General features: G+C 67.6%; 16 protein-coding genes. 6 read left to right on the top strand and 10 right to left on the bottom strand.

Going from position 1 to position 18753, the window contains the following annotated elements; translation table 11 throughout:
* Positions 1 to 76: 76 nt before the first annotated feature.
* The 5 genes from FFT10_RS17960 to FFT10_RS17940 are packed head-to-tail and all read right to left on the bottom strand — an operon-like array spanning position 77 to position 4798.
* Positions 77 to 1273, bottom strand: a complete 1197-nt coding sequence (locus tag FFT10_RS17960) for a pyridoxal-phosphate-dependent aminotransferase family protein (RefSeq protein ID WP_137734228.1) — start codon at positions 1271 to 1273, stop codon at positions 77 to 79.
* A 57-nt stretch (positions 1274 to 1330) separates the two neighbouring features.
* Positions 1331 to 2005: an ABC transporter permease gene (locus tag FFT10_RS17955; RefSeq protein ID WP_137734259.1), complete on the bottom strand. Its 675-nt coding sequence runs from the start codon at positions 2003 to 2005 to the stop codon at positions 1331 to 1333.
* Between the two features lie 11 nt (positions 2006 to 2016).
* A complete protein-coding gene (locus tag FFT10_RS17950; protein ID WP_137734227.1) occupies positions 2017 to 2703 on the bottom strand; it encodes an ABC transporter permease in 687 nt (228 codons plus the stop codon).
* Between the two features lie 4 nt (positions 2704 to 2707).
* Positions 2708 to 3493, bottom strand: coding sequence for an L-arginine-binding protein AotJ (gene aotJ, locus FFT10_RS17945; RefSeq protein WP_137734226.1), 786 nt, complete (start codon positions 3491 to 3493; stop codon positions 2708 to 2710).
* Positions 3494 to 3529: 36 nt separating this feature from the next.
* Positions 3530 to 4798 (bottom strand): cyanophycinase, encoded by a 1269-nt coding sequence (locus FFT10_RS17940; RefSeq protein ID WP_162520835.1) that lies wholly within the window; start codon positions 4796 to 4798, stop codon positions 3530 to 3532.
* Between the two features lie 216 nt (positions 4799 to 5014).
* Between FFT10_RS17940 and FFT10_RS17935 the strand changes: the two genes are divergently transcribed.
* Complete coding sequence (locus FFT10_RS17935; RefSeq protein WP_137734224.1) at positions 5015 to 7768, top strand: TonB-dependent receptor; 2754 nt, start codon at positions 5015 to 5017, stop codon at positions 7766 to 7768.
* Between the two features lie 19 nt (positions 7769 to 7787).
* Here the strand turns inward: FFT10_RS17935 and FFT10_RS17930 are convergent, their stop codons facing one another.
* On the bottom strand, positions 7788 to 8318 hold the full coding sequence (locus tag FFT10_RS17930; RefSeq protein WP_137734223.1) for a hypothetical protein: 531 nt from the start codon (positions 8316 to 8318) through the stop codon (positions 7788 to 7790).
* Between the two features lie 221 nt (positions 8319 to 8539).
* Between FFT10_RS17930 and FFT10_RS17925 the strand changes: the two genes are divergently transcribed.
* The 5 genes from FFT10_RS17925 (at position 8540) to FFT10_RS17905 (ending at position 14282) form a co-directional block, all read left to right on the top strand.
* A complete protein-coding gene (locus tag FFT10_RS17925) occupies positions 8540 to 9790 on the top strand; it encodes a sensor histidine kinase (protein WP_137734222.1) in 1251 nt (416 codons plus the stop codon).
* Positions 9787 to 10431 carry a response regulator gene (locus FFT10_RS17920; protein ID WP_137734221.1) on the top strand — a complete coding sequence of 215 codons (645 nt, stop codon included), beginning with the start codon at positions 9787 to 9789 and terminating at the stop codon, positions 10429 to 10431. The genes FFT10_RS17925 and FFT10_RS17920 overlap by 4 nt, the downstream gene beginning before the upstream one ends.
* A gap of 289 nt (positions 10432 to 10720) precedes the next feature.
* A complete protein-coding gene (locus FFT10_RS17915) occupies positions 10721 to 11248 on the top strand; it encodes a hypothetical protein (RefSeq protein WP_137734220.1) in 528 nt (175 codons plus the stop codon).
* Complete coding sequence (locus tag FFT10_RS17910; protein WP_137734219.1) at positions 11248 to 12402, top strand: hypothetical protein; 1155 nt, start codon at positions 11248 to 11250, stop codon at positions 12400 to 12402. Before FFT10_RS17915 ends, FFT10_RS17910 begins: the two co-directional genes overlap by 1 nt.
* 197 nt (positions 12403 to 12599) lie before the next feature.
* Positions 12600 to 14282 (top strand): DUF262 domain-containing protein, encoded by a 1683-nt coding sequence (locus FFT10_RS17905; protein ID WP_137734218.1) that lies wholly within the window; start codon positions 12600 to 12602, stop codon positions 14280 to 14282.
* A gap of 305 nt (positions 14283 to 14587) precedes the next feature.
* Here FFT10_RS17905 and FFT10_RS17900 read toward each other — a convergent pair whose 3' ends face one another.
* The 4 genes from FFT10_RS17900 to FFT10_RS17885 are packed head-to-tail and all read right to left on the bottom strand — an operon-like array spanning position 14588 to position 18610.
* Complete coding sequence (locus FFT10_RS17900; protein WP_137734217.1) at positions 14588 to 16003, bottom strand: FAD-dependent oxidoreductase; 1416 nt, start codon at positions 16001 to 16003, stop codon at positions 14588 to 14590.
* Complete coding sequence (locus FFT10_RS17895; protein WP_137734216.1) at positions 16000 to 17121, bottom strand: acyl-CoA dehydrogenase family protein; 1122 nt, start codon at positions 17119 to 17121, stop codon at positions 16000 to 16002. The genes FFT10_RS17900 and FFT10_RS17895 overlap by 4 nt, the downstream gene beginning before the upstream one ends.
* 15 nt (positions 17122 to 17136) lie before the next feature.
* Complete coding sequence (locus FFT10_RS17890) at positions 17137 to 17685, bottom strand: OsmC family protein (RefSeq protein ID WP_137734215.1); 549 nt, start codon at positions 17683 to 17685, stop codon at positions 17137 to 17139.
* Positions 17686 to 17728: 43 nt separating this feature from the next.
* A complete protein-coding gene (locus FFT10_RS17885; protein ID WP_137734214.1) occupies positions 17729 to 18610 on the bottom strand; it encodes a sulfurtransferase in 882 nt (293 codons plus the stop codon).
* Positions 18611 to 18753: the final 143 nt, after the last annotated feature.

The following is an 18753-nucleotide window of genomic DNA, read 5'->3' as shown; positions in this document are numbered from 1 at the left end:
TGGATCCGCCGGTTGCCCGCCGGCCTCGGACCTGCGCCGATCAAGGCTTGTCCACAGCGCGCCCAACGCAGCCGCGTCAGCCGCCAGCCGCCACCAGGCTGGCCACCGCCCGGTCCAGCGCGCCATTGCCCACCGGAATGCCCTGCACCTGCAGGGCCGCTTGCACCGCGCCCAGGCAGCCCAGGATGGTGGCGGCATTGCTGTCGCCCAGGTGGCCGATGCGGAAGGCCTTGCCCTGCAGCGGGCCCAGCGCGCCAGCCATGGCCACGCCGAAGCGGTCGCGGGCCACGGTGCGCAGCGCGTCGATGTCGGTCCCCTCGGGCACGGTGATGCAGGTGACCGACACCGACCGGCTGTCCGGCACCTGGGCGAAGAAGCCCAGTGCACCAGCTTCAGCCCAGCCGGCCACGGCCGCCTGCACCGCGCCGGCCAGACGGCGGTGGCGGGCCAGCACCTCGTCCTCGCCTTCACGGTCGATCAGATCGAAGGCGGCGGCCAGGCCGGCCAGCAGGGTCTGCGGCGGCGTGCCGCAGAACTTGCGGTAGCTCAGCGGACTGCGGCGCAGCCGCCAATCCCAGTAGAAGCGCGGCGCCGGGTTGCGTTCGGCCACGGCCAGTGCCCGCTCATCAGCGGCCAGCCAGCCGATGCCCGGCGGCGTCATCAGGCCCTTTTGGCTGGCGCCCAGCACCACGTTGGCGCCCAGCTCGGCCATCGCCACCCGGGTGCAGCCGGCCGAGGCCACCGCGTCCACCACCAGCAGCGCCGGGTGGCCGGTGGCATCGATGGCCTGGCGCAGCGCGGCCATGTCGCTGGTGATGCCGCTGGCGGTGTCGGTGTGCACCGCGAACACGGCCACGATGGCATGCTGCGGGTCGTCGCGCAGCGCCTGGGCCACGTCGGCCGCGTCGATCGGCCAGCCCGGGCGCCAGGGCGTGCGCACCACGCGCCGGCCCAGGGCCTCGGTCTGCACTGCCCAGCTCTCGCTGAAATGCCCCGTGCCGGGGATCAGCACCTCGCCGCCCGGCGGCAGCAGGTTCTCCACCGCCACCTCCCAGGCGCCATGGCCGTTGGTGGCGTAGAAGAACACCTCGGCTTCTGGCGCATGCAGCAGCTTGCGCAGCCCGGCTTCGCAGGCGGCGATGGTGGCGTCCAGCCGCGGGTCGCCCATGTCCATCGGCTGGCGGGCCATCGCATGCAGCACCTCGTCGGGCACCGGCGACGGGCCGGGTGACTGCAGGAAGCGGCGGCCGGGGATGCGGGTGGAATCAGACATGGGCAAGTGCGGCAGACGGGGATGGCGGATGCTAAGCGCAGCGCCAGCCGCGCGCTGTCACCCGCGGGCTGCGAACGGCCGCAGCCAGCGCCGCTCGGCCAGCTGGAAGCCGCCGACCAGCAGCACGGTGATGGCCAGGTAGCACAGCGCTGCGGTGATGAAGGCCTCGAACGGCAGGTAGTGGATGGAGTTGACCTCGCGCGCCACGCCGGTCAGGTCGTGCAGCGTGACCACGCTGGCCAGGGCGGTGCCGTGCAGCATCAGCACCACCTCGTTGCTGTAGGCCGGCAGGCTGCGCCGCATGGCCGACGGCAGCACGATGCGGCGGAAGGCCATCCAGCGGCCCATGCCCAGCGCGCGCGCGGCCTCCACCTCGCCGGCCGGCACGGCCTTGATCGCGCCGTGCAGGATCTCGGTGGTGTAGGCGCAGGTGTTGATGGCGAAGGCCGTCACCGCGCAGAACCAGGCCGACTTGAGCCAGGGCCACAGCAGGCTGTCGCGCACCGCGTCGAACTGCGCCAGGCCGTAGTACAGCAGGAACAGCTGCACCAGCAGCGGCGTGCCGCGGATCACGTAGGTGAACAGCCACACCGGCCGCCAGGCCCAGGCCGACGGCAGGCTGCGCAGCACCGACAGCGGCAGCGCCAGCGCCCCGCCGATGGCCAGCGCCAGCAGCAGCAGCTGCAGCGTGGTGCCGGCGCCGGCCGCGTACATCGGCAGGCTGTCCCACATCACCTGCAGGTTCACAGCGCCGCCTTCCGCGTGCCGATGGCCAGCCGCCGCGACAGCCAGGCGAAACCCAGCTCCGACAGCGTGGTGAAGGCCAGGTACAGCAGCGCCGCCGCACCGTAGAACAGGAAGGGCTCGCGGGTGGTGCCGGCGGCCTGGGCGGCGCGGTTCATCAGGTCCGACAGGCCGATCACCGAGACGATGGCCGTGGCCTTGATCATCACCAGCCAGTTGTTGCTCAGCCCTGGCAGCGCATGGCGCAGCATCTGCGGGCCGACGATGCGCCACAGCACCTGCCACGGCGTGAAGCCGCAGGCCACCGCGGCCTCCTTCTGCCCGGCCGGCACGGCCAGGAAGGCGCCGCGCAGCACCTCGGTGAAGTAGGCGCCGAAGATGAAGCCGATGGTCAGGACGCCGGCGGCCCAGGGGTCGATGTCGATATAGGCCCAGCCCAGCCGCTCACCCAGGCTGTTGATCGCCATCTGGCCGCCGTAGAACACCAGCAGCATCAGCACCAGATCGGGCACGGCGCGGATGACGGTGGTGTAGACCTGGGCCACGCCCTGCGCCAGCCGCGAGCGCGACAGCTTGGCCACCGCGCCGGCGAGGCCCAGGACCAGCGCGATGCCCAGCGACAGCACCGCCACCGACAGCGTCAGGGCGGCGCCTTCCAGCAGGCTCAGCGCATAGCCGTGCAGCACCGCGTCACTTTCCGTAGACGTCGAAGTCGAAGTACTTGTCGTTGATCTTCTTGTAGACGCCGTTGGCCCGGATGGCCGGGATGGCGGCGTTGAACTTGGCCTGCAGCGCGGTGTCGGCCTTGCGCACCGCGATGCCCGAGCCGGTGCCGAAGAACTTGGGGTCGTCGTAGGCCGGGCCGAAGAAGGCGAAGCCCTTGCCCTGCGGCTTCTTCAGGAAGCCGCCGTCCACCGCCAGGGTGTCGGAGAACACCACGTCCACCCGGCCGGCGGCGAGATCCAGGTAGACCTCGTCGGCCTTGGCGTAGCGCACGATCTCGCTCTGGGTGAAGGTGGCGGTGACGAAGCGGTCCTGGATGGTGCTGCGCTGCACGCCGATGCGCTTGCCCTTCAGGCCGGCGGCGCTGGCCTCCAGCTTGGCATCGGCCTTGGCCACCAGGCGGCTGGGGGTGTTGTAGTACTTGGCGGTGAAGTTGACGACCTTCAGCCGCTCTTCGGTGATGGCCATCGACGCGATGATGGCGTCGAACTTGCGCGACTGCAGCGCCGGGATGATGCCGTCCCACTCCTGCTGCACCAGGGTGCATTCGGCCTTCATTTCGGCGCACAGCGCCATCGCGATGTCGATGTCGAAGCCCTTCAACTTGCCGTCGGGGCCCACCTCGCTGAACGGGGGGTAGGCGCCTTCGACGCCGATGCGGATCTTCTTCCAGTCGGGCGCCTGGGCGTGGGCGGTGGCGGCCCCGAAGGCCAGGACCAGGGGCAGGGCAAGGGCGAGGAGGCGACGTTGCATGGTGGTCAGGGTGCGTGGACGGACAGAATGGCGAGGTTACCGCGCCCAGGGGGTGTACATCGGCTGGGCCATGCGGATCGGCCGCACCGCCAGGCGCAGGTCGCGCACGGTGTAGTCCTCGCCGCCGCCGGCCTCGGTCGTCCAGCCCATGCTGCCCGGGCCCTTGCTGAGCAGGAACTCGAAGCCCAGCGCGCCCTGTGCGTCGCTGGCCGGCGGGCGCGGGTGGAAGGCGATGCCGCGCACATCGGCAAAGCTGCCGTCGATCAGCAGGCCCATCGCGGTGCCGATCACGTTGTCGCCCAGCATGTCCACGTAGAACGGCGGCTCGCTGTAGTAGGGCTTGTAGCCGGCGGCGGCCGGGTCCAGCACCTGGCCCTTCAGCTTGGCCGCCGATGGCGTCATCTGGCCGCCGGGCAGGCGCAGGCTGTCGCCGGTGTCGAGCAGGCTCACCCGCACGTTGCTCACATTGAAGGCGCCCAGGCCGGCATCGCTGCGGGCCTCGGCCAGGTTGACCAGCAGGGCGCGGCCGATCACCTCCACCGTGTCGCCGTGCAGTACCGCGGCGCTGTTCTCCTCCACGCCCAGGCCCAGGGTGTAGCCCTTGGCCTGCAGCAGCGGCAGCATGCGGCCGATGCGCCCGCGCTTGAGGAAGTGCTGGTCGACGAACAGCGCCGGGCCCATGAAGCCCAGGCCGCGGTCGACCTCCTGGCCGTCGCGCAGCTTGCCCTTCATCGCGCCCAGCACGTCGGGCGCATCGCGGAACATGGTGGTGCTCATGATCGCCGCGCCGGCCGAGGTGCCGGCCACCACGCCGCCGGCGCGGTACACCGCCCAGATCGCCTGCAGCAGCGGCGTGGCCTGGCCGCCGGGCTGGAAGGCATCGACGATGCGGGCCTGCGCCCCGCCGGTGAAGTACACGCCCTGGGCCGCCTGCACCTGGGCCACCAGGGCCGGGTCGCGCACCGCGTCGGCCACCGGCTTGTCCTTCAGCAGCGGCGAGACTGGCAGCGCCACCGCGGTGACGCCACGCTGGCGGAACTGCTGCACCACGCCATCGGCACTGCCGGTGGGGTTCTCCGACCCGGTGCCGAACACCACCCAGCGCGCCGACTTGCCGCCCGCGGCGGCGATCAGCCGGTTGTAGATTTCGTCGTTGTCGCTCTTGAGCCCGCCGCCGATGGCCACCGCCGTGCCCTGGCCGCGCTGGTTGGGATCGATCACGCCCTGGGCCTGCGCGGCCAGGCTGAACAGGACGGTGGCCACGGCGGCGAACAGCGTGGCGGGGTGGAGCAGGCGGTGCAGCATGGGGGCGGCCGGGCCGGGCAACCGGCGGGCAAGGGAGCGGTGAGGCGGGATGCTGCCACCGGATGTGGCGGAATCGGCCACAGCCGCTTGCGCTGATGCGACCCCGAGTTGCGCTGGTGCGACCGGCCGGTTGCCGGCCCGTGTCCGGCATGTGAAGGGCTTCCTAGACTGGGCCGCACCCCACATCTGCCCCAACTCCGCCGGAAAGCCCCTGCCATGCCCCCACGTTTCCCCCGTTGTCTGTTGAAGGCGGTTGCCCGGGCCGCCCTGCTGGCCACCGCCGTCGGGTCGGCACTGCCCGCCCTGGCCCAGAGCGGCACGCCGCAGCGGGTGGAGATCACCGGTTCGGCCATCAAGCGCATCGACGGCGAAGGCGCGCTGCCGGTGCAGGTGATCACCCGCGACGAGATCACCAAGCTGGGTGCCACCACGGCGTCCGAGATCATCAGCCGCCTGGGCACGGCCGCCGGCAACCTGACCGACGGCATCAGCATCTCGGCCGGCGGCTACCGCGACCAGATGGGCTTCAACGCCGCCAACCTGCGCGGCATCGGCGTATCGTCCACGCTGGTGCTGCTCAACGGCCGGCGCATGGCCAACTTCGCCTCGCCGGGCGATGACAGCGGCGTCGACCTGAACAACATCCCGGCCGCGGCCATCGAGCGGGTGGAGGTGCTGCTGGACGGCGCCTCGGCGCTGTACGGCAGCGATGCGGTGGCCGGTGTCATCAACTTCATCACCCGGCGGGATTACCGCGGCGTGGAGGTCAGTGCCTCGCTGATGGGCACGCAGGAAGGCGGTGCCGGCAAGCGCACTGCATCCGTGGCCGCCGGCGTCGGCGACTTTGCGCGCGACGGCTTCAACCTGATGGCCGTGCTCGATCTGCAGAAGACCGACCGCCTGGCCTCGTCGCAGCGCCAGTTCATCACCGATCTCGACGTGCCGGGCCGGCTGCCGCACCTGCTGCTCAGCCGCACTTTCCCGGCCAACATCGACATCGGCCGCGCCCAGCTCGCCTTCCTGAGGGCCCAGGGCTTCAAGCTGCCCGATGGCACGCTGCTGACCGAGCGCCGCTTCAACCTGTCGTGGCCCAACTGCAACCCGCCGGCCAACCTGAACCTGCCTGGCGGCATCGGCGGCCCGCAGGGCTGCACCTACAACTTCATGCAGGATGTGGAGCTGTCCCCCGAGAGCGACAAGCAGTCGCTGCTGACCCGCGGCACGCTGAACCTGGGCGGCGGCCACACCGGCTTTGCCGAGCTGTCGCTCAGCCGTGCCCGCACCCACTACGTGGCGCTGCCGGCGCCGTTCACGCCCGACATCGACCTGTCGGTGACACCGGTGGCCGGCCTCACCGGCTCGGGCCTGGAGACCTTCAGCGACCCGGTGATCACCGCCCGCCTGCGCTTCACCGAGGCCGGCCGGCAGGACAGCGAGCTGGTGTCCTCGGGCAGCCGCCTGGTGCTGGGCACCAACGGCATGCTGGGCGCCTGGGACTACGAGGTGGCGCTGAACCACAGCCGCAACACCGTGTCCGACCGGGCCTATGGCGGCTTCCTGAACGAGGCGATGATCGACGAAGGCTTGGCCGACGGGCGGATCAATCCCTTCGCACCATCCAGCGCTGCCGGCGTGGCGCTGATCGCGCAGGCGCAGATCCGCGGCGAGGTGCGCCGCGCCACCGGCACGATGGATGCGCTGGACTTCCGCTTCTCGCGCCCGCTGATGAAGCTGCCGGCCGGCGAGCTGAACCTGGCCGCCGGCGGTGAGCTGCGCCGCGAGACGCAGAAGTTCCACCAGTCGCAGGCGCTGGCCGACGACCTGATCCTGGGCCAGACCTCGCAGGGGCCGGACGCCGACTTCAGCTACAAGCGCAACGTCAGCGCCGTCTGGAGCGAGCTGGCCGTGCCGCTGGCCAAGGGGCTGGAGATGCAGGCGGCCCTGCGCTACGAGCGCTACCAGCGCACCGGCAGCGCGGTCAGCCCCAAGCTGGGCCTGCGCTGGCAGCCCGACAAGGCCTGGCTGCTGCGCGGCTCGGTGGGTGCGGGCTTCCGCGCGCCATCGATGACCGACCTGTACCGCCCGGTCACCGAGTTCGACGGCCCGCTGCTGGCCGACCCGGTCTGCCTGGCCGATGGCGGCTCGGTCAACGACTGCGTGGACGCCTGGCGGGTGCGCAACTTCTCCACCCCGAACCTGAAGCCCGAGAAATCCCGCCAGTTCAGCCTGGGCGGCGTGTTCGAGCCGGCCAAGGGCACCAGCTTCAGCCTGGACTTCTGGCACATCGAGAAGCGCAACTTGATCAGCAAGATCGGCGCCGAGGTGATCCTGGCCAACCCGGCCAAGTACGAGAGCCTGGTGCACCGCTACAACGAGGACGAGGGCCTGTGCGACTACGACCCGGACGACAGCGGGATCTGCTTCATCGAGCTGCGCAAGGCCAACCGCGGCAACCAGAAGGCCAGCGGCCTGGATGTGTCGGCCGCGCTGCGTGATCTGCGCAGCCCGGTGGGCACCTTCGCGCTGCGGGTCAACGGCACGCTGACGCTCAAGTCGAAGGAGCAGAGCGGCAACGGCGACCCGTTCATCAGCAACCTGGGCAAGTTCGTCGACGACAAGGTGGTGCAGCGCTGGCGCCACACCGTGTCGGTGGACTGGGAGCGCGGCCCGTTGGGCCTGACGCTGAGCAACACCTACCTCAGCAGCTACAACGACCAGAACAACGCCCCCGACCCGGTGACCGGCACCTATGTGCAGCCCAACCGCGTCAAGGCCTACTCGCTGTGGGACCTGACCGGCAGCTGGCAGGCCCTGCCCGGGCTGACGGTGCGCGGCGGCGTGCTGAACCTGCTGAACACCGCGCCGCCGTTCTCCAACCAGGCCGACACCTACCTGTCGGGCTACGACCCGAGCTACACCGATCCGCGCGGCCGGCGCTTCTACCTGAGCGCCACCTACACCTTCAAGTGACCGTGGCCTGGCCGGCGCGCTAACCAGCGAACGCCGGCCACTGCGGATCCAGGCACAGCGCCAGGTCGGCCGGCATCGCCGGCAGCTGGCGCTGCAGCCAGCGGCGGATGAACACCGGCGCCGTCCAGGGGCCGGTGTCGCCGCTCCACACGCCGGTGGTCTGCACCTGCAGCACGCCGCCCACCCGGTGCAGCGGCACGATGGCCGGGTCCAGCGGCGCGTTCACCGGCTGCGCGCCGGCGCCATCCCACACCACCTCGGCCAGCAGCCAGTCGCCGCTGGCGGTCTGCAGCAGCTGCAGCGGCCGCGCGCCGTGCGATGCCGGCGGGCTGTGCGCGGCCAGCACCTGCTGCGCTTCCGCCCAGGCCGTGGATCCGGCCGCCGGGCGCTGCAGCGCGCTGCAATCACGCACCAGGCGGTGCCATTGCGCCTGCAGCGCACCCGCTGCATCCACCGGCCGGCCGGCCAGGTCGAGCAGCAGGCCCTGGTCTTGCGCCCGCAGCTGCACCAGCGAGGCCAGCAGCAGCAACGGCGCGGCGGCAGCCAGCACCCACAACGCCCGCCGGCGCGGGCGCCGGTGTTGCGCATCAGGGGCTGGGGCGGGCGGGCTGGGCCGGGGACTCATCGGCGCGCAGCCTAGCAGCGGCATGCCGGCCGGTGGCGCCCGGGGGCAAGCCGATGCGCACCGTGGCGGTGCCAGGCGCCGCTTTGGTGCGCTGCCGGTGCCGGTTGCTGCCCCGTGGCGCGGCATGGCGATTGCTGTTCCGGTGCATGGCCACCTCCACTGCTGTTGCACCCACCCCTGCCACCGCTGGCGCCGGCCAGGTGGCCGACGTCTGGCGTGAACGGCTCAGCCTGCTGCTGGAATCGACCGGCGAGGGCATCTTCGGCATCGACATGGCCGGCTGCTGCGTGTTCGTCAACCGCAGCGCGGCGCAGATGCTGGGCTGGCCGGCCGACGCCATCATCGGCCGCAACATGCATGAGCTGATCCACCACACCCATGCCGACGGCCGCCACTACCCGGAGTGTGACTGCCCGATCTTCAAGGCCTTCCGCCAGGGCCTGCCCTGCCGCATCGACGACGAGGTGTTCTGGCGCGCCGACGGCAGCGCCTTCGATGCCGAGTACACCAGCCACCCGATCGTGGAGCACGGCGTGGTGCAGGGCGCGGTGGTGACGCTGGTCGACATCACCCAGCGCCGCGAGGCGCAGGCCCTGCTGCGCCGCACGAATGAGCTGCTGGAAAGCCGCGTGGCCGAGCGCACCGCCGAGCTGCAGGCCAGCGCCGCGCGGCTGCGCGAGCTGGCAAACCACGGCGAGACGGTGCGCGAGCAGGAGCGCACCCGCATCGCCCGCGAGATCCATGACGAGCTGGGATCGCTGCTGGTGGCGCTGAAGATGGACGTCAACTGGCTGGCCAAGCGGCTGGACGACCGGCCGCCACTGCAGTGCAAGTGCCACAGCATGGGCCGGCTGATCGACAGCGCGGTGGACAACCTGGGCCGCATCATCACCGACCTGCGGCCCAGCATCCTGGACCACCAGGGCCTGTGGGCGGCGCTGGAATGGCAGGCGCAGGAGTTCTTTGCCCACAGCGCGGATGTGTCCGCGGAGGGCCATGCCGAGCTGCAGGCCGACCTGCAGATCACCGTGGCCGCCGGCGTGCCGCCGCCCGAGGGCGGCCAGGCCATCGCCATCTTCCGCATCTTCCAGGAGATGCTGAGCAACGTGGCCCGCCATGCCCGCGCCCGCCATGTGCAGGTGCGGCTGTGGGTGGACGACCCGCCCGACCCGGTGCTGTACCTCAGCGTGCGTGACGACGGCGTGGGCGCGCCGCCGCAGGCGCTGGCCGATGCGCGCAGCTACGGCGTGATGGGCATGCGCGAGCGGGCCGGCCACTTTGGCGGCCAGCTGCACATCGACAGCGCGCCAGGCCAGGGCACGCGGGTGCGGCTGGTGATGCCGCTGCATCTGCCGAACAACCCGCCGGGCACAACGGCGGCGGGGGCGGCGCCATGATCCGCGTGCTGGTGTGTGACGACCACCTGATCGTGCGCCAGGGCATCAAGCAGATCCTGGCCGATGCGGCCGACATCGCCGTGGCCGGCGAGGCCGCCGACGGCCCCGACGCGCTGGCCCAGGTGCGCCGCGGCGGCATCGACGTGGTGCTGCTCGACATCGCCATGCCGCAGCGCGACGGGCTGGACGTGCTGAAGGCGCTGAAGGCCGAGGCGCCGCGCCTGCCGGTGCTGATGCTGAGCACCTACCCCGACCGCCAGTACGCAGTGCGCAGCCTGAAGCTGGGCGCCGCCGGCTACCTGAACAAGAGCGCCGACAGCGAGCAGCTGATCGACGCCATCCGCCGGGTGGCCCAGGGCAAGCTGTTCATCACCCCCGGCGTGGCCGAGCTCATGGCCGAGCAGCTGGTGCCCGCCGGCAGCCGCAGCAGCGCGCCCGAGGCGCCGCTGCACGAGCGGCTGTCGCACCGCGAGTACCAGGTCTTCCGCCTGCTGGCCGCCGGCCGCAGCGTGGGCGAGATCGCCGAGCAGCTGGTGCTGTCGTCGAACACCGTCAGCACCTACCGGGCGCGGATCCTGGAGAAGACCGGCGTGCGCAATGATGTGGAGCTGGCGTTGTACGCGGTGCGGGAGGGGTTATAGCTGGGTGGATGGTGGGCGCGGTGTTGGCCATCGCCGTGTGCCGCACGCGTGGGTATCGGCCGCCATGCACCATCCCAAGTTTGTAGGGGCGCGCATTTTCACTTGAGTGTTCACCCGAAAGCTGGGGTCGGATCTTTGACTTTTCTGGGTGGGAATAATGGTCGAAAGCTGATGAAATCACTACTATTCGGTCACGTCAGATTTGTAGCGCTGACGTCTGGATCACGTTAAGCGTCAGCCACCACCCTCCGAGTACCATTCAGTCCAAAAGCCAGCAGAGAGGAGCACGATGCCCACACCGTTTGAAGCGCACATTGAGCGTCTCCGCATGGAGGCGCTACAGCGCATCCAAAGGGTGCCAGTTGCAGCGTTGATCTGGGGCCCAGCTCCAACCGCTTCAACTCCGGTCGCAAGCGCCCGGGGGCAGCTGAAGGATCAACTGAACTCCAACGGACATCACGCGCGGTTTAGCGAAGACCTAGTTGATCCCAAGAGCACCATGTCTGTAGTGGCTCAGCAGATGTCGCAAGCAGAAGCTTTCGACGTCGTCTTCTCGATTCCGGACTCGCCTGGCTCTATTGCAGAAATACACGATTTCGCGCGAATCCCGCAGTTATCTCACAAAATCGTAGCCTACCTCAATGCAGACTGGAACTCCGGGTACGCAAACCAGAGCCTGATTCAGATGCAGTCAGTAGCGACCTGCAAGATTCAGCTCTACAAGGCGTCTGATTTGCCCGGTTGCATATTGACTTCAGCGCTTGAGATGGTGCGGCGACTTCAGGAGTACTACTACCTCAACGGGAGGCGTTACTGATGCAAGCCGTCGAAATACTTGACAACTATCGCCATCCATTGGCTAGCGATAGGCTTGGCACAATTGTGCTCTCCTCCTTCTTGCGCTCGGGCGCTCTTTCGGAAGGCGAGTTGCAGGATCAAATCTCGACCGATGCGTTCGACGCACGAAAGAAGGTAGATCAGTTGTTCCGGGCAAGCCTTCTAGAGCTTGCGCCCGCTGATCGCTTCCGCCTGACGGACTTGGGAAAAGCAGTTCTCTCATCGTTCGGAATTACCACGGCTGCCGTGCAGGCGCTACTGGACGCCTTTGCACTGCCTGCACATGACCGCCTTCTGCTGTCGCGGTTTGTTGAGGCGTTCGACGAGTCCACGTCGCACACGTCGTCGCTTATTTCATTGCTGCGCACGGCTACGGCAGTGACTAAGATGGATAGTCGCTATTTCGAGCGCCACACTTCACTTGCCCGGTATCTGCGGGCGACAGTTGTTGGCCTGTCCCCAGCCGCGGCATTGCTGGACTCAGCCGCCTTGTGCCATAGCATGGCCCGCTGGACGAACTTGATCGATCAGGAAAGTGACACGGCAAGGTTGCGGTCTTTGACGTCCAAGCCGACGATTTGGGCCTGCGAACAGGCGAAACTTGACGTTCAACGGAGCAACTCATACTTTATTCTTGGCGAACGCGGCCAGGGCAAGACCAGTGTCTTGATCAAGTATCTGAGCCAAACGCGAGTCTTGAGCGCTTTATCGTCAGGCTACCTCGACAGTCAGCTTCATCTTCTCTATCACTCTGGTCATGGTGCTGAGTCTGTCGCCAAGATGCTCACCGATACAAAGTTCCTCTTCACATGCCGACAAGTGCTGAAGACAGAAGGTTTCCTATCGGGAACAGAAGAGCCGGCGGCAGTAGCCGACTACGCGCGCCGCCGCCTAGCGCGCATAGTCGTCTTTGACACTCCTGCGCCAAGTCCGCCTCTTAATCGCAACAAGGCACTTGAAAGTTGCCTGTCCCGAGCGAACGCTGCTCAAAGCGCTCAACCTCTAGTCGATCGGCTTCGGGCAATAGTCGATGCTCTGTCGACGAAAGAACTGGGGGCTGTGGAGTCCGCTAAGCTCAAGTCAACCCTTGAAGACCTACGTCGCATTTTGCGAAAGCAAGTGCCCCAGAGTTAGGAAGCAGAGGCATTTCAAGGGAGCGGCCGCGAGCTATCGCCCAACCCCTCGATCAAGCCGACTCGCTACGGCGGGCGGCGTAAATCTAGGCTGAGGCACTTGGTGCATCGTATCAGCCCAGGCTTACGCTGCCTGCCACCACGGGCGGCTTGATTCGAACGTTAGCCATCACAGTCACCTCTACTTGGACTCCCCGCATGAAGATTCAGTGCGTCGACCGCGATGTTCGCCAGATCCTAGAGTCCGGCACATACGTCATTCCTAGATTCCAGAGACCTTTTTCCTGGGATCGAGAAAATGTAGAAGAGTTCTGGGGCGATAGTACTTCGGACGTAAAGAAAGACTATTTCATCGGCGCCTTCGTCACATATAATATATCGAGCTCTTCCTACGGGATAGTCGACGGCCAACAGCGACTCACAACCATTACCATTACTCTCTGCGCCATTCGCGACAAGTACTTGGAACTTGGGCACACAGCAGCGGCAAAAGGCGTTCATCGACTAATCGAGACCAGAGACCTAAACGATCAAGCGCAATTCGTTCTTCGCGCTGAAACCTCATATCCGTTTTTGCAGGCAAAGATCCAAAGCTTCGAAAAGGAGGAGGAGGTTATTAATGCGGGCGATGAGGAGCGCGCAATCGGAGCGGCGTACGAGACAATAAATGGATTTATCAAGTCTGGAGTTGATCGCATAGCCAGCCTTGACGCAGCCAAAGCGAAGGCTGCAACAAAGAGGTGGTTGGATCAGATACGAGACAAGATTCTCGCATTGAAGGTAATATCAATCACGCTAGATAATCAAGATGACGCCTATACGATTTTCGAGACACTCAATACCCGGGGCAAAGACCTAACGGCAGCGGACTTGGCGAAGAACCACTTCCTACGTCTGCTCCCGGCCAAGGGAAAGGCAATCGATAGGCCGAAGGACCACTGGCTCGAAATGCAGACGGAACTGGAGCACGCGCAGAAGCCAATTCAACTAAGAACCTTTCTTCACCACTACTGGCTTTCAAAGCACCCGTTCACTACGGAGAAGCAACTTTTCCGAGCGATCCGAGACACTGTGAATGCGTTAAATGTCAAAGATATCGTTGCGGAACTGCGCTCGGACAGCACTCTCTACCGCGGAATATCGGAGCCAGAAGTACTAGATTTCTGGACTCGAACAACAGCAGATGTTAAGGACTCACTCTACTGCATTTCGAACATACTGAATATTCAAATTGCGAATCCACTGCTGCTGTCGGTACTGCGACTTTATAACGCCAAGAAGTTGAAGGACGGACAGGTCCGCGAAGTCTTTAGCCTAGTGGAGAGATACCACTACACCTACACAACTATTTGCGCTCTTCCCTCTTCAGGAGGCGTGAGTCTCATGTATGCCGCACACGCGAGAGATTTCGCGAATGCAGCAGATTCGAACGCGCTGGGAATCTGCATCACTGACTTCAAGAAAAAGGTCAAAGACAAAGTTCCCGCGAGAGACGTCTTCATAAGTAAGTTCAAGCAACTCAACTATCTAAACACTCGCCAACGAGATGTACTGAGGTACACGTTGTGGAACATTGATAAGTCACGAAACGCTGCTGTAGACATTGATCGGGCTTCAAGTTCCTTGGAGCATCTTTCACCGCAAGCAAATCACAACTATTGGACTCATTATATTGGCAACCTCCTCTTGGTACCAATAAAGTTCAATGGCGACAAGCTTGGGTCAAAATCGTTCGTCGACAAGAAGGTCCTGCTGACCGCTGGCGGTTACGCCCTTGACTCGCATGTTCTCGCTGCCACGGCATGGACACACGCAGAAGTTGAGAAACGTACGCAAGAACTCGCGGAGTACGCCTACGACACAGTGTGGGCCATCAAATAGCATGCATCCATTTCGAGCGAGCGATGACGAACCCCACACTCAGGCGGTGCGCCAACGGCAGGCGGATTTGCCGCGGTTTTCGAGGCGGGTCAAACTGATTGGAAGACGGGACCTTGGGCAAGTCGAGCGAATTGCCTTAAATCTCCTCGATGCTCGCTCGCCAGCTGCCCTGTCGCTGTGAGCATGCAGCGCACGATAGCCGCGAGTTTGCCGCCAGTATCAAGGCAGCCGGGGGCGGCTGGCACCGCGTAGCGCATAGTGCTTGCCGCGTAGTGTTAGGCCGAAAGCCAGCCTTACCTACATGGTCAGACGACGGTGCCTAGGTTACCGATTTCGCCGCCAGGTCGACGTGCCAGCAGCGTAGCCAGCAGGGCGCCCCGCGCGTCATGCTGCAGCAGGCGCAACTCGTCGGCAGTGTCTACGGTGGTCTGCCAAGTGCCGGCGCCGCTGCCGTGCCACTTCAGCGTGATCGGCAGCGCCGAGGTCTTGACACGGAGCAGCGGCATCGGCGGCGGGGCACCGTCCGGCAGCGGCAGTCCCAGGATATGCGCCGAGATGGCGGCGGCCTGCCGCGCAATAGGCTCGATGTACCGGCTGGCGCGCCCATCCACCACCGCGCAATCCCCCAGCGCATAGATGCCCGGCTGGCTGGTGGCGCCACTGCGGCCATCCACGGTGATGCCGCCGGCGGCCGTGTCGAAGGCCAGGCCGGCGCTGGCGGCCAGCCGGCCGGGTGTGCGCAGGCCGGTGGCGCACAGCACCTGGTCCACGCGCAGCACCTGGCCGGTCTGCAGCGGCTCGGCCTGGCCGGCCAGCGTCAGCTGCCAGCGCGGGCCGGGGCCGTCGGCGGCGGCCATGCCGGTCACCCGCGCGCCGCCGATGAACTGGATCGGCAGCCCGGCCCAGGCGGCCAGCAGGCGCTGGCCGGCGGCCGGTGGCAGCTGCGCCGCCAGCGGCTGGGCCTGCACATCCAGCAGGTGGATCTGGTGGCCGGCCAGCGCCAGGTCATTGGCCAGCTCGCAGCCCACCAGGCCGGCGCCGACGATGGCCAGGCGCTGCGGGCCGCCGTCCAGCGCGGCGCGCAGCCGGCGGTAGGCCGCCAGGTCGTTCACCCGCCACACCTGGGCGGCGGGCAGTTCGGGTGGCAGCGCCGGTGCCGCGCCGTGGGCCAGCACCAGGGCCTGCCAGCGCAGAGTGCCGCGGGTGGTGCGCAGGCGGCGGCCGGGCAGGTCCACCGCCACCGCATGGGTGTCGGCCAACAGGTGCACGCCCAGGCGCCGGGCGGCGGCGGCGGCCGTCTCACGCACCAGGCCGGCCAGCGGCAGCGCCCGGGCCATGGCCACGCTGAGCTGCGGCTTGTCGTACACATCGCCGCTGCAGGCGGCCACCATGCTGATGGGGGCGGTGCAGCCCTGCGCCCGCAGCGCCTGCACCACCTGCCAGCCGGCGCGGCCGGCGCCCACCACCACGATGCCGGCCTGGCGCGGGGCGATGGCCACCGCCGGCGCGCTGGCGGCACGGGCCATGGCCACGGGCTCGTGCGGCTCGAAATCCGCCTTGCCCACGCCGCAGATCGGGCAGGCCCAGTCGTCGGGGATGTCGTTGAAGCGGGTGCCGGCGGCCAGGCCGCTGTCGGCATCACCCAGCCGCTCGTCGTAGATCAATCCACACACGCGGCAGATGAACTGCCGCCACGGCAGGGCCTGCAGCGCGTCCGTCATGCCGGCATCTCCGCGGCCGACAAGCGCGCAATCTCCTTGCGCAGGTGCTTGATGGCCGGCGAGACGATGGCGACGAAGTGCGATTCCCGCACCCGGCGCTGCACGCCGTTGGACAGCAGGTAGCCCCGCGCGCCTGAATGCAGCAGGCTGGATTGCGCGGCGCGCAGCGCCAGCTCGCTGGCATGGGCGCGGGCGTCGAGCACGTTGATGAAGTAGTCGGTGCTGGTGTCGAAGGGCGTGGCGGCCAGGGTCTCCACCCGGGCCCACAGCGCGTCCAGCTCGGTCTGCAGGCTGTCGGGCCGGTCTTCCAGGAAGCAGTTCACATGGCCCAGCGCGGGCTCCACCTGCCACATCGCGTCGATGGCGCCCTGGGTCACGCCCAGGCCAAAGCCGCACTGCAGCAGGATGAAGCCGGCGCGGATGCGGCCGATCAGCGGCTTGGCCGGGTGGGCGATCACATCCGCATCGGGCACGAACAGGTCGGTGCAGCGCAGCGCCCAGGTGTTGGTGCCCTCCATCGCGCTGAAGCTGGGGCAGGTGCGCAGCTCCACGCCGGGCGCGTCGCAGCGCAGCAGGAACATCACCTCGGTGGGCGCGGCGCCCGCCTCGCCATCCACCCCCGCCAGCACGCCGGCATAGTGGTCGGGCCCCAGGTTGCTGACCCAGGGCAGGGTGCCGTTGATGCACCAGCCGCCGTCCACCCGGCGGGCCTTCAGCAGCAGCGGCTCGATGCCGGCATAGGCCTTCATCGGGTTGCTCATGCCGGTGCCGCCCAGGCGGGCGCCGGTGGCATGCAGCGGCAGCAGCTCACGCTGCAGCGTGGGGCTGGCGGCCTGCTGCAGATAGAAGCCGCAGACTTGCTGGCACCACACCATGAAGCCGGTGGCGCCGCACACCTGCGACACCGCCGCACTGGCGCGGATGGCGGCGGCAAAGTCGCCCGCCGCCATGCCCGGCCCCAGGTGGGCGCTGAAGGCCCCGGCCGCGCCCAGCGCCTGCAGGATGTGGCGCGGGTAGCTGCCGCGGTCGATGGCTTCGGCAGCGTCGGCCAGCGGGCCCTGCGCGATGACGCGCACGGCCTCCACCAGCGGCAGCGGCAGTTGTTCAGGCGCGCCCATGGTGCCGTCTCCCTGTCAGGCCAGGCCGATGTCGAAGGCGATCGGGTTGCGCATGCTGTTGGCCACCGGCGAATAGAAGTTGGCGTGCTTCACGATCTCGTCCAGCACCTCGCGCGGCGCGTCACCCTCGATCACCACCTTCACCCGGATGGCCTGGAAGCCCATCTGCGGCGGCAGCATCTCGGCACCACCCGCGCCCCAGGCCGCGGGGTTGCCGATGTCGCCTTCCAAGAACAGCTCCAGCTTCGACAGCGGCACCTGCTTCCAGGTGGCCACCGCGGTGATGCCCACCGCCAGGCAGCCGCCCAGCGCCGACAGCACGATCTCGCCGGGCGCGGGCGCGGTGTTCTCGCCGAACAGGTGCAGCGGCTCGTCCACCACCACCGGCGCGTGGTCGCCCACGTAGCTGAGTGAGCGGTACTGGCCTTCCATCACCGTCTTGACCTTGTTGGTGCCGCGCTTGGCGGGGTTGCCGCGGCCGGCGGCGGCAAAGGCCATCAGGCCGTCACGGTCGATGGGGCGCAGGTGGGTCTTCACGGTGGTGGGTTCGATCACGGCGGACATCAGGCAGGTCTCCAGGGGGTGTTGGAATGGATTGGGTGGCGGCTCAGGCGGCCTTCTTCAGCGCGCTGCCGGCCAGCGGCAGGCTGTCGTCGATCGGCAGCGCGGGGTCACGCGACCACTCGTTCCACGAGCCGAAGTACATGCGCACGTCGCTGAAGCCGGCCTGCTTCAGCGCCAGGAAGGTGTTGGACGCGCGGGCGCCCTTGAAGCAGTAGAGGTAGACGGTGTCAGTGGGCGCGATGCCGGCGGTGGCGCATTCGGCCTGCACCTCCAGCGGGCTCTTCATCACCGGGCCGGCGCCGGTGGGCTTCATGAAGCGGTACCACTCGATCCACTTGGCGCCCGGCAGGCGGCCCTTGCGCGGCGCAAAGTCCTTGCCGTAGGGGCTGCTGCTCTCGCCGGTCCATTCATCGATGTCGCGCACGTCGAGCAGGGTGATGTCGGGCCGGCCCAGGGCGGCCAGCATCTGGTCCTTGGTCAGCATCACGTCGGCGGTCGGCATGCTGGGGAACGTGGCGGCCACCGGCGTGGCGGGGGCCGTACTCACCTCGCCGCCCGCGGCCTTCCAGCCCGGGAAGCCGCCGGCCAGCACCTTGACCTTGGGGTAGCCCAGCCAGGTCAGCAGGTAGTAGCCGCGGCAGCTCTGGCCGTAGCCGGTGTTCAGCGCGTCTTCGTAGAACACCGCGGTCTCTGCGCCGCTCAGGCCGGCAGCGCCGAAGGCCTGGACGAAGCTGGACTTCAGCGCCTCCAGTCCCTCGGCGGTGCTGCTGGCCAGGAAGGTGAAGATCTCGCGCATGTTGACGGCGCCCGGCAGGTGGCCGGCGGCGTAGGTGTCGGCATCGCGGGTGTCGATGAGCACCGTGGGCTCGGCGGCCATCAGGCTCTGCAGGTCGGCGGGGCTGATCAGGACGGGAGAGGGGGTCATCGCAGCAAGCTCCTGGGTGGGGGTGGGTGCTTGATGCAGCGCAATGGCTGTGCCAGGGTGCAGCGGCGGGCTGGTGCGCAGCCAAGTGCTTGTCGTGGTTGGGGTTTTGGCGGAAGGCGGATACGACTGACGCCTGGATGGGC

Origin of the sequence: Pseudaquabacterium pictum (assembly GCF_005403045.1) — a bacterium.
GTDB classification, from domain to species: Bacteria; Pseudomonadota; Gammaproteobacteria; order Burkholderiales; family Burkholderiaceae_C; genus Pseudaquabacterium; species Pseudaquabacterium pictum.
This window is presented reverse-complemented; position numbering and strand designations above follow the sequence as displayed.

What these genes read in the sequence shown, in the direction of transcription:
- FFT10_RS17910 (WP_137734219.1), top strand. Translation starts at nt 11,248, where the DNA reads ATGCAAGCCGTCGAAATACTTGACAACTATCGCCATCCATTGGCTAGC.
- FFT10_RS17960 (WP_137734228.1), bottom strand. Translation starts at nt 1,273, where the DNA reads ATGTCTGATTCCACCCGCATCCCCGGCCGCCGCTTCCTGCAGTCACCC.
- FFT10_RS17915 (WP_137734220.1), top strand. Translation starts at nt 10,721, where the DNA reads ATGCCCACACCGTTTGAAGCGCACATTGAGCGTCTCCGCATGGAGGCG.
- FFT10_RS17885 (WP_137734214.1), bottom strand. Translation starts at nt 18,610, where the DNA reads ATGACCCCCTCTCCCGTCCTGATCAGCCCCGCCGACCTGCAGAGCCTG.
- FFT10_RS17940 (WP_162520835.1), bottom strand. Translation starts at nt 4,798, where the DNA reads ATGCTGCACCGCCTGCTCCACCCCGCCACGCTGTTCGCCGCCGTGGCC.
- FFT10_RS17890 (WP_137734215.1), bottom strand. Translation starts at nt 17,685, where the DNA reads ATGTCCGCCGTGATCGAACCCACCACCGTGAAGACCCACCTGCGCCCC.
- FFT10_RS17955 (WP_137734259.1), bottom strand. Translation starts at nt 2,005, where the DNA reads ATGTGGGACAGCCTGCCGATGTACGCGGCCGGCGCCGGCACCACGCTG.
- FFT10_RS17895 (WP_137734216.1), bottom strand. Translation starts at nt 17,121, where the DNA reads ATGGGCGCGCCTGAACAACTGCCGCTGCCGCTGGTGGAGGCCGTGCGC.
- FFT10_RS17920 (WP_137734221.1), top strand. Translation starts at nt 9,787, where the DNA reads ATGATCCGCGTGCTGGTGTGTGACGACCACCTGATCGTGCGCCAGGGC.
- aotJ (WP_137734226.1), bottom strand. Translation starts at nt 3,493, where the DNA reads ATGCAACGTCGCCTCCTCGCCCTTGCCCTGCCCCTGGTCCTGGCCTTC.
- FFT10_RS17905 (WP_137734218.1), top strand. Translation starts at nt 12,600, where the DNA reads ATGAAGATTCAGTGCGTCGACCGCGATGTTCGCCAGATCCTAGAGTCC.
- FFT10_RS17900 (WP_137734217.1), bottom strand. Translation starts at nt 16,003, where the DNA reads ATGACGGACGCGCTGCAGGCCCTGCCGTGGCGGCAGTTCATCTGCCGC.
- FFT10_RS17925 (WP_137734222.1), top strand. Translation starts at nt 8,540, where the DNA reads ATGGCCACCTCCACTGCTGTTGCACCCACCCCTGCCACCGCTGGCGCC.
- FFT10_RS17935 (WP_137734224.1), top strand. Translation starts at nt 5,015, where the DNA reads ATGCCCCCACGTTTCCCCCGTTGTCTGTTGAAGGCGGTTGCCCGGGCC.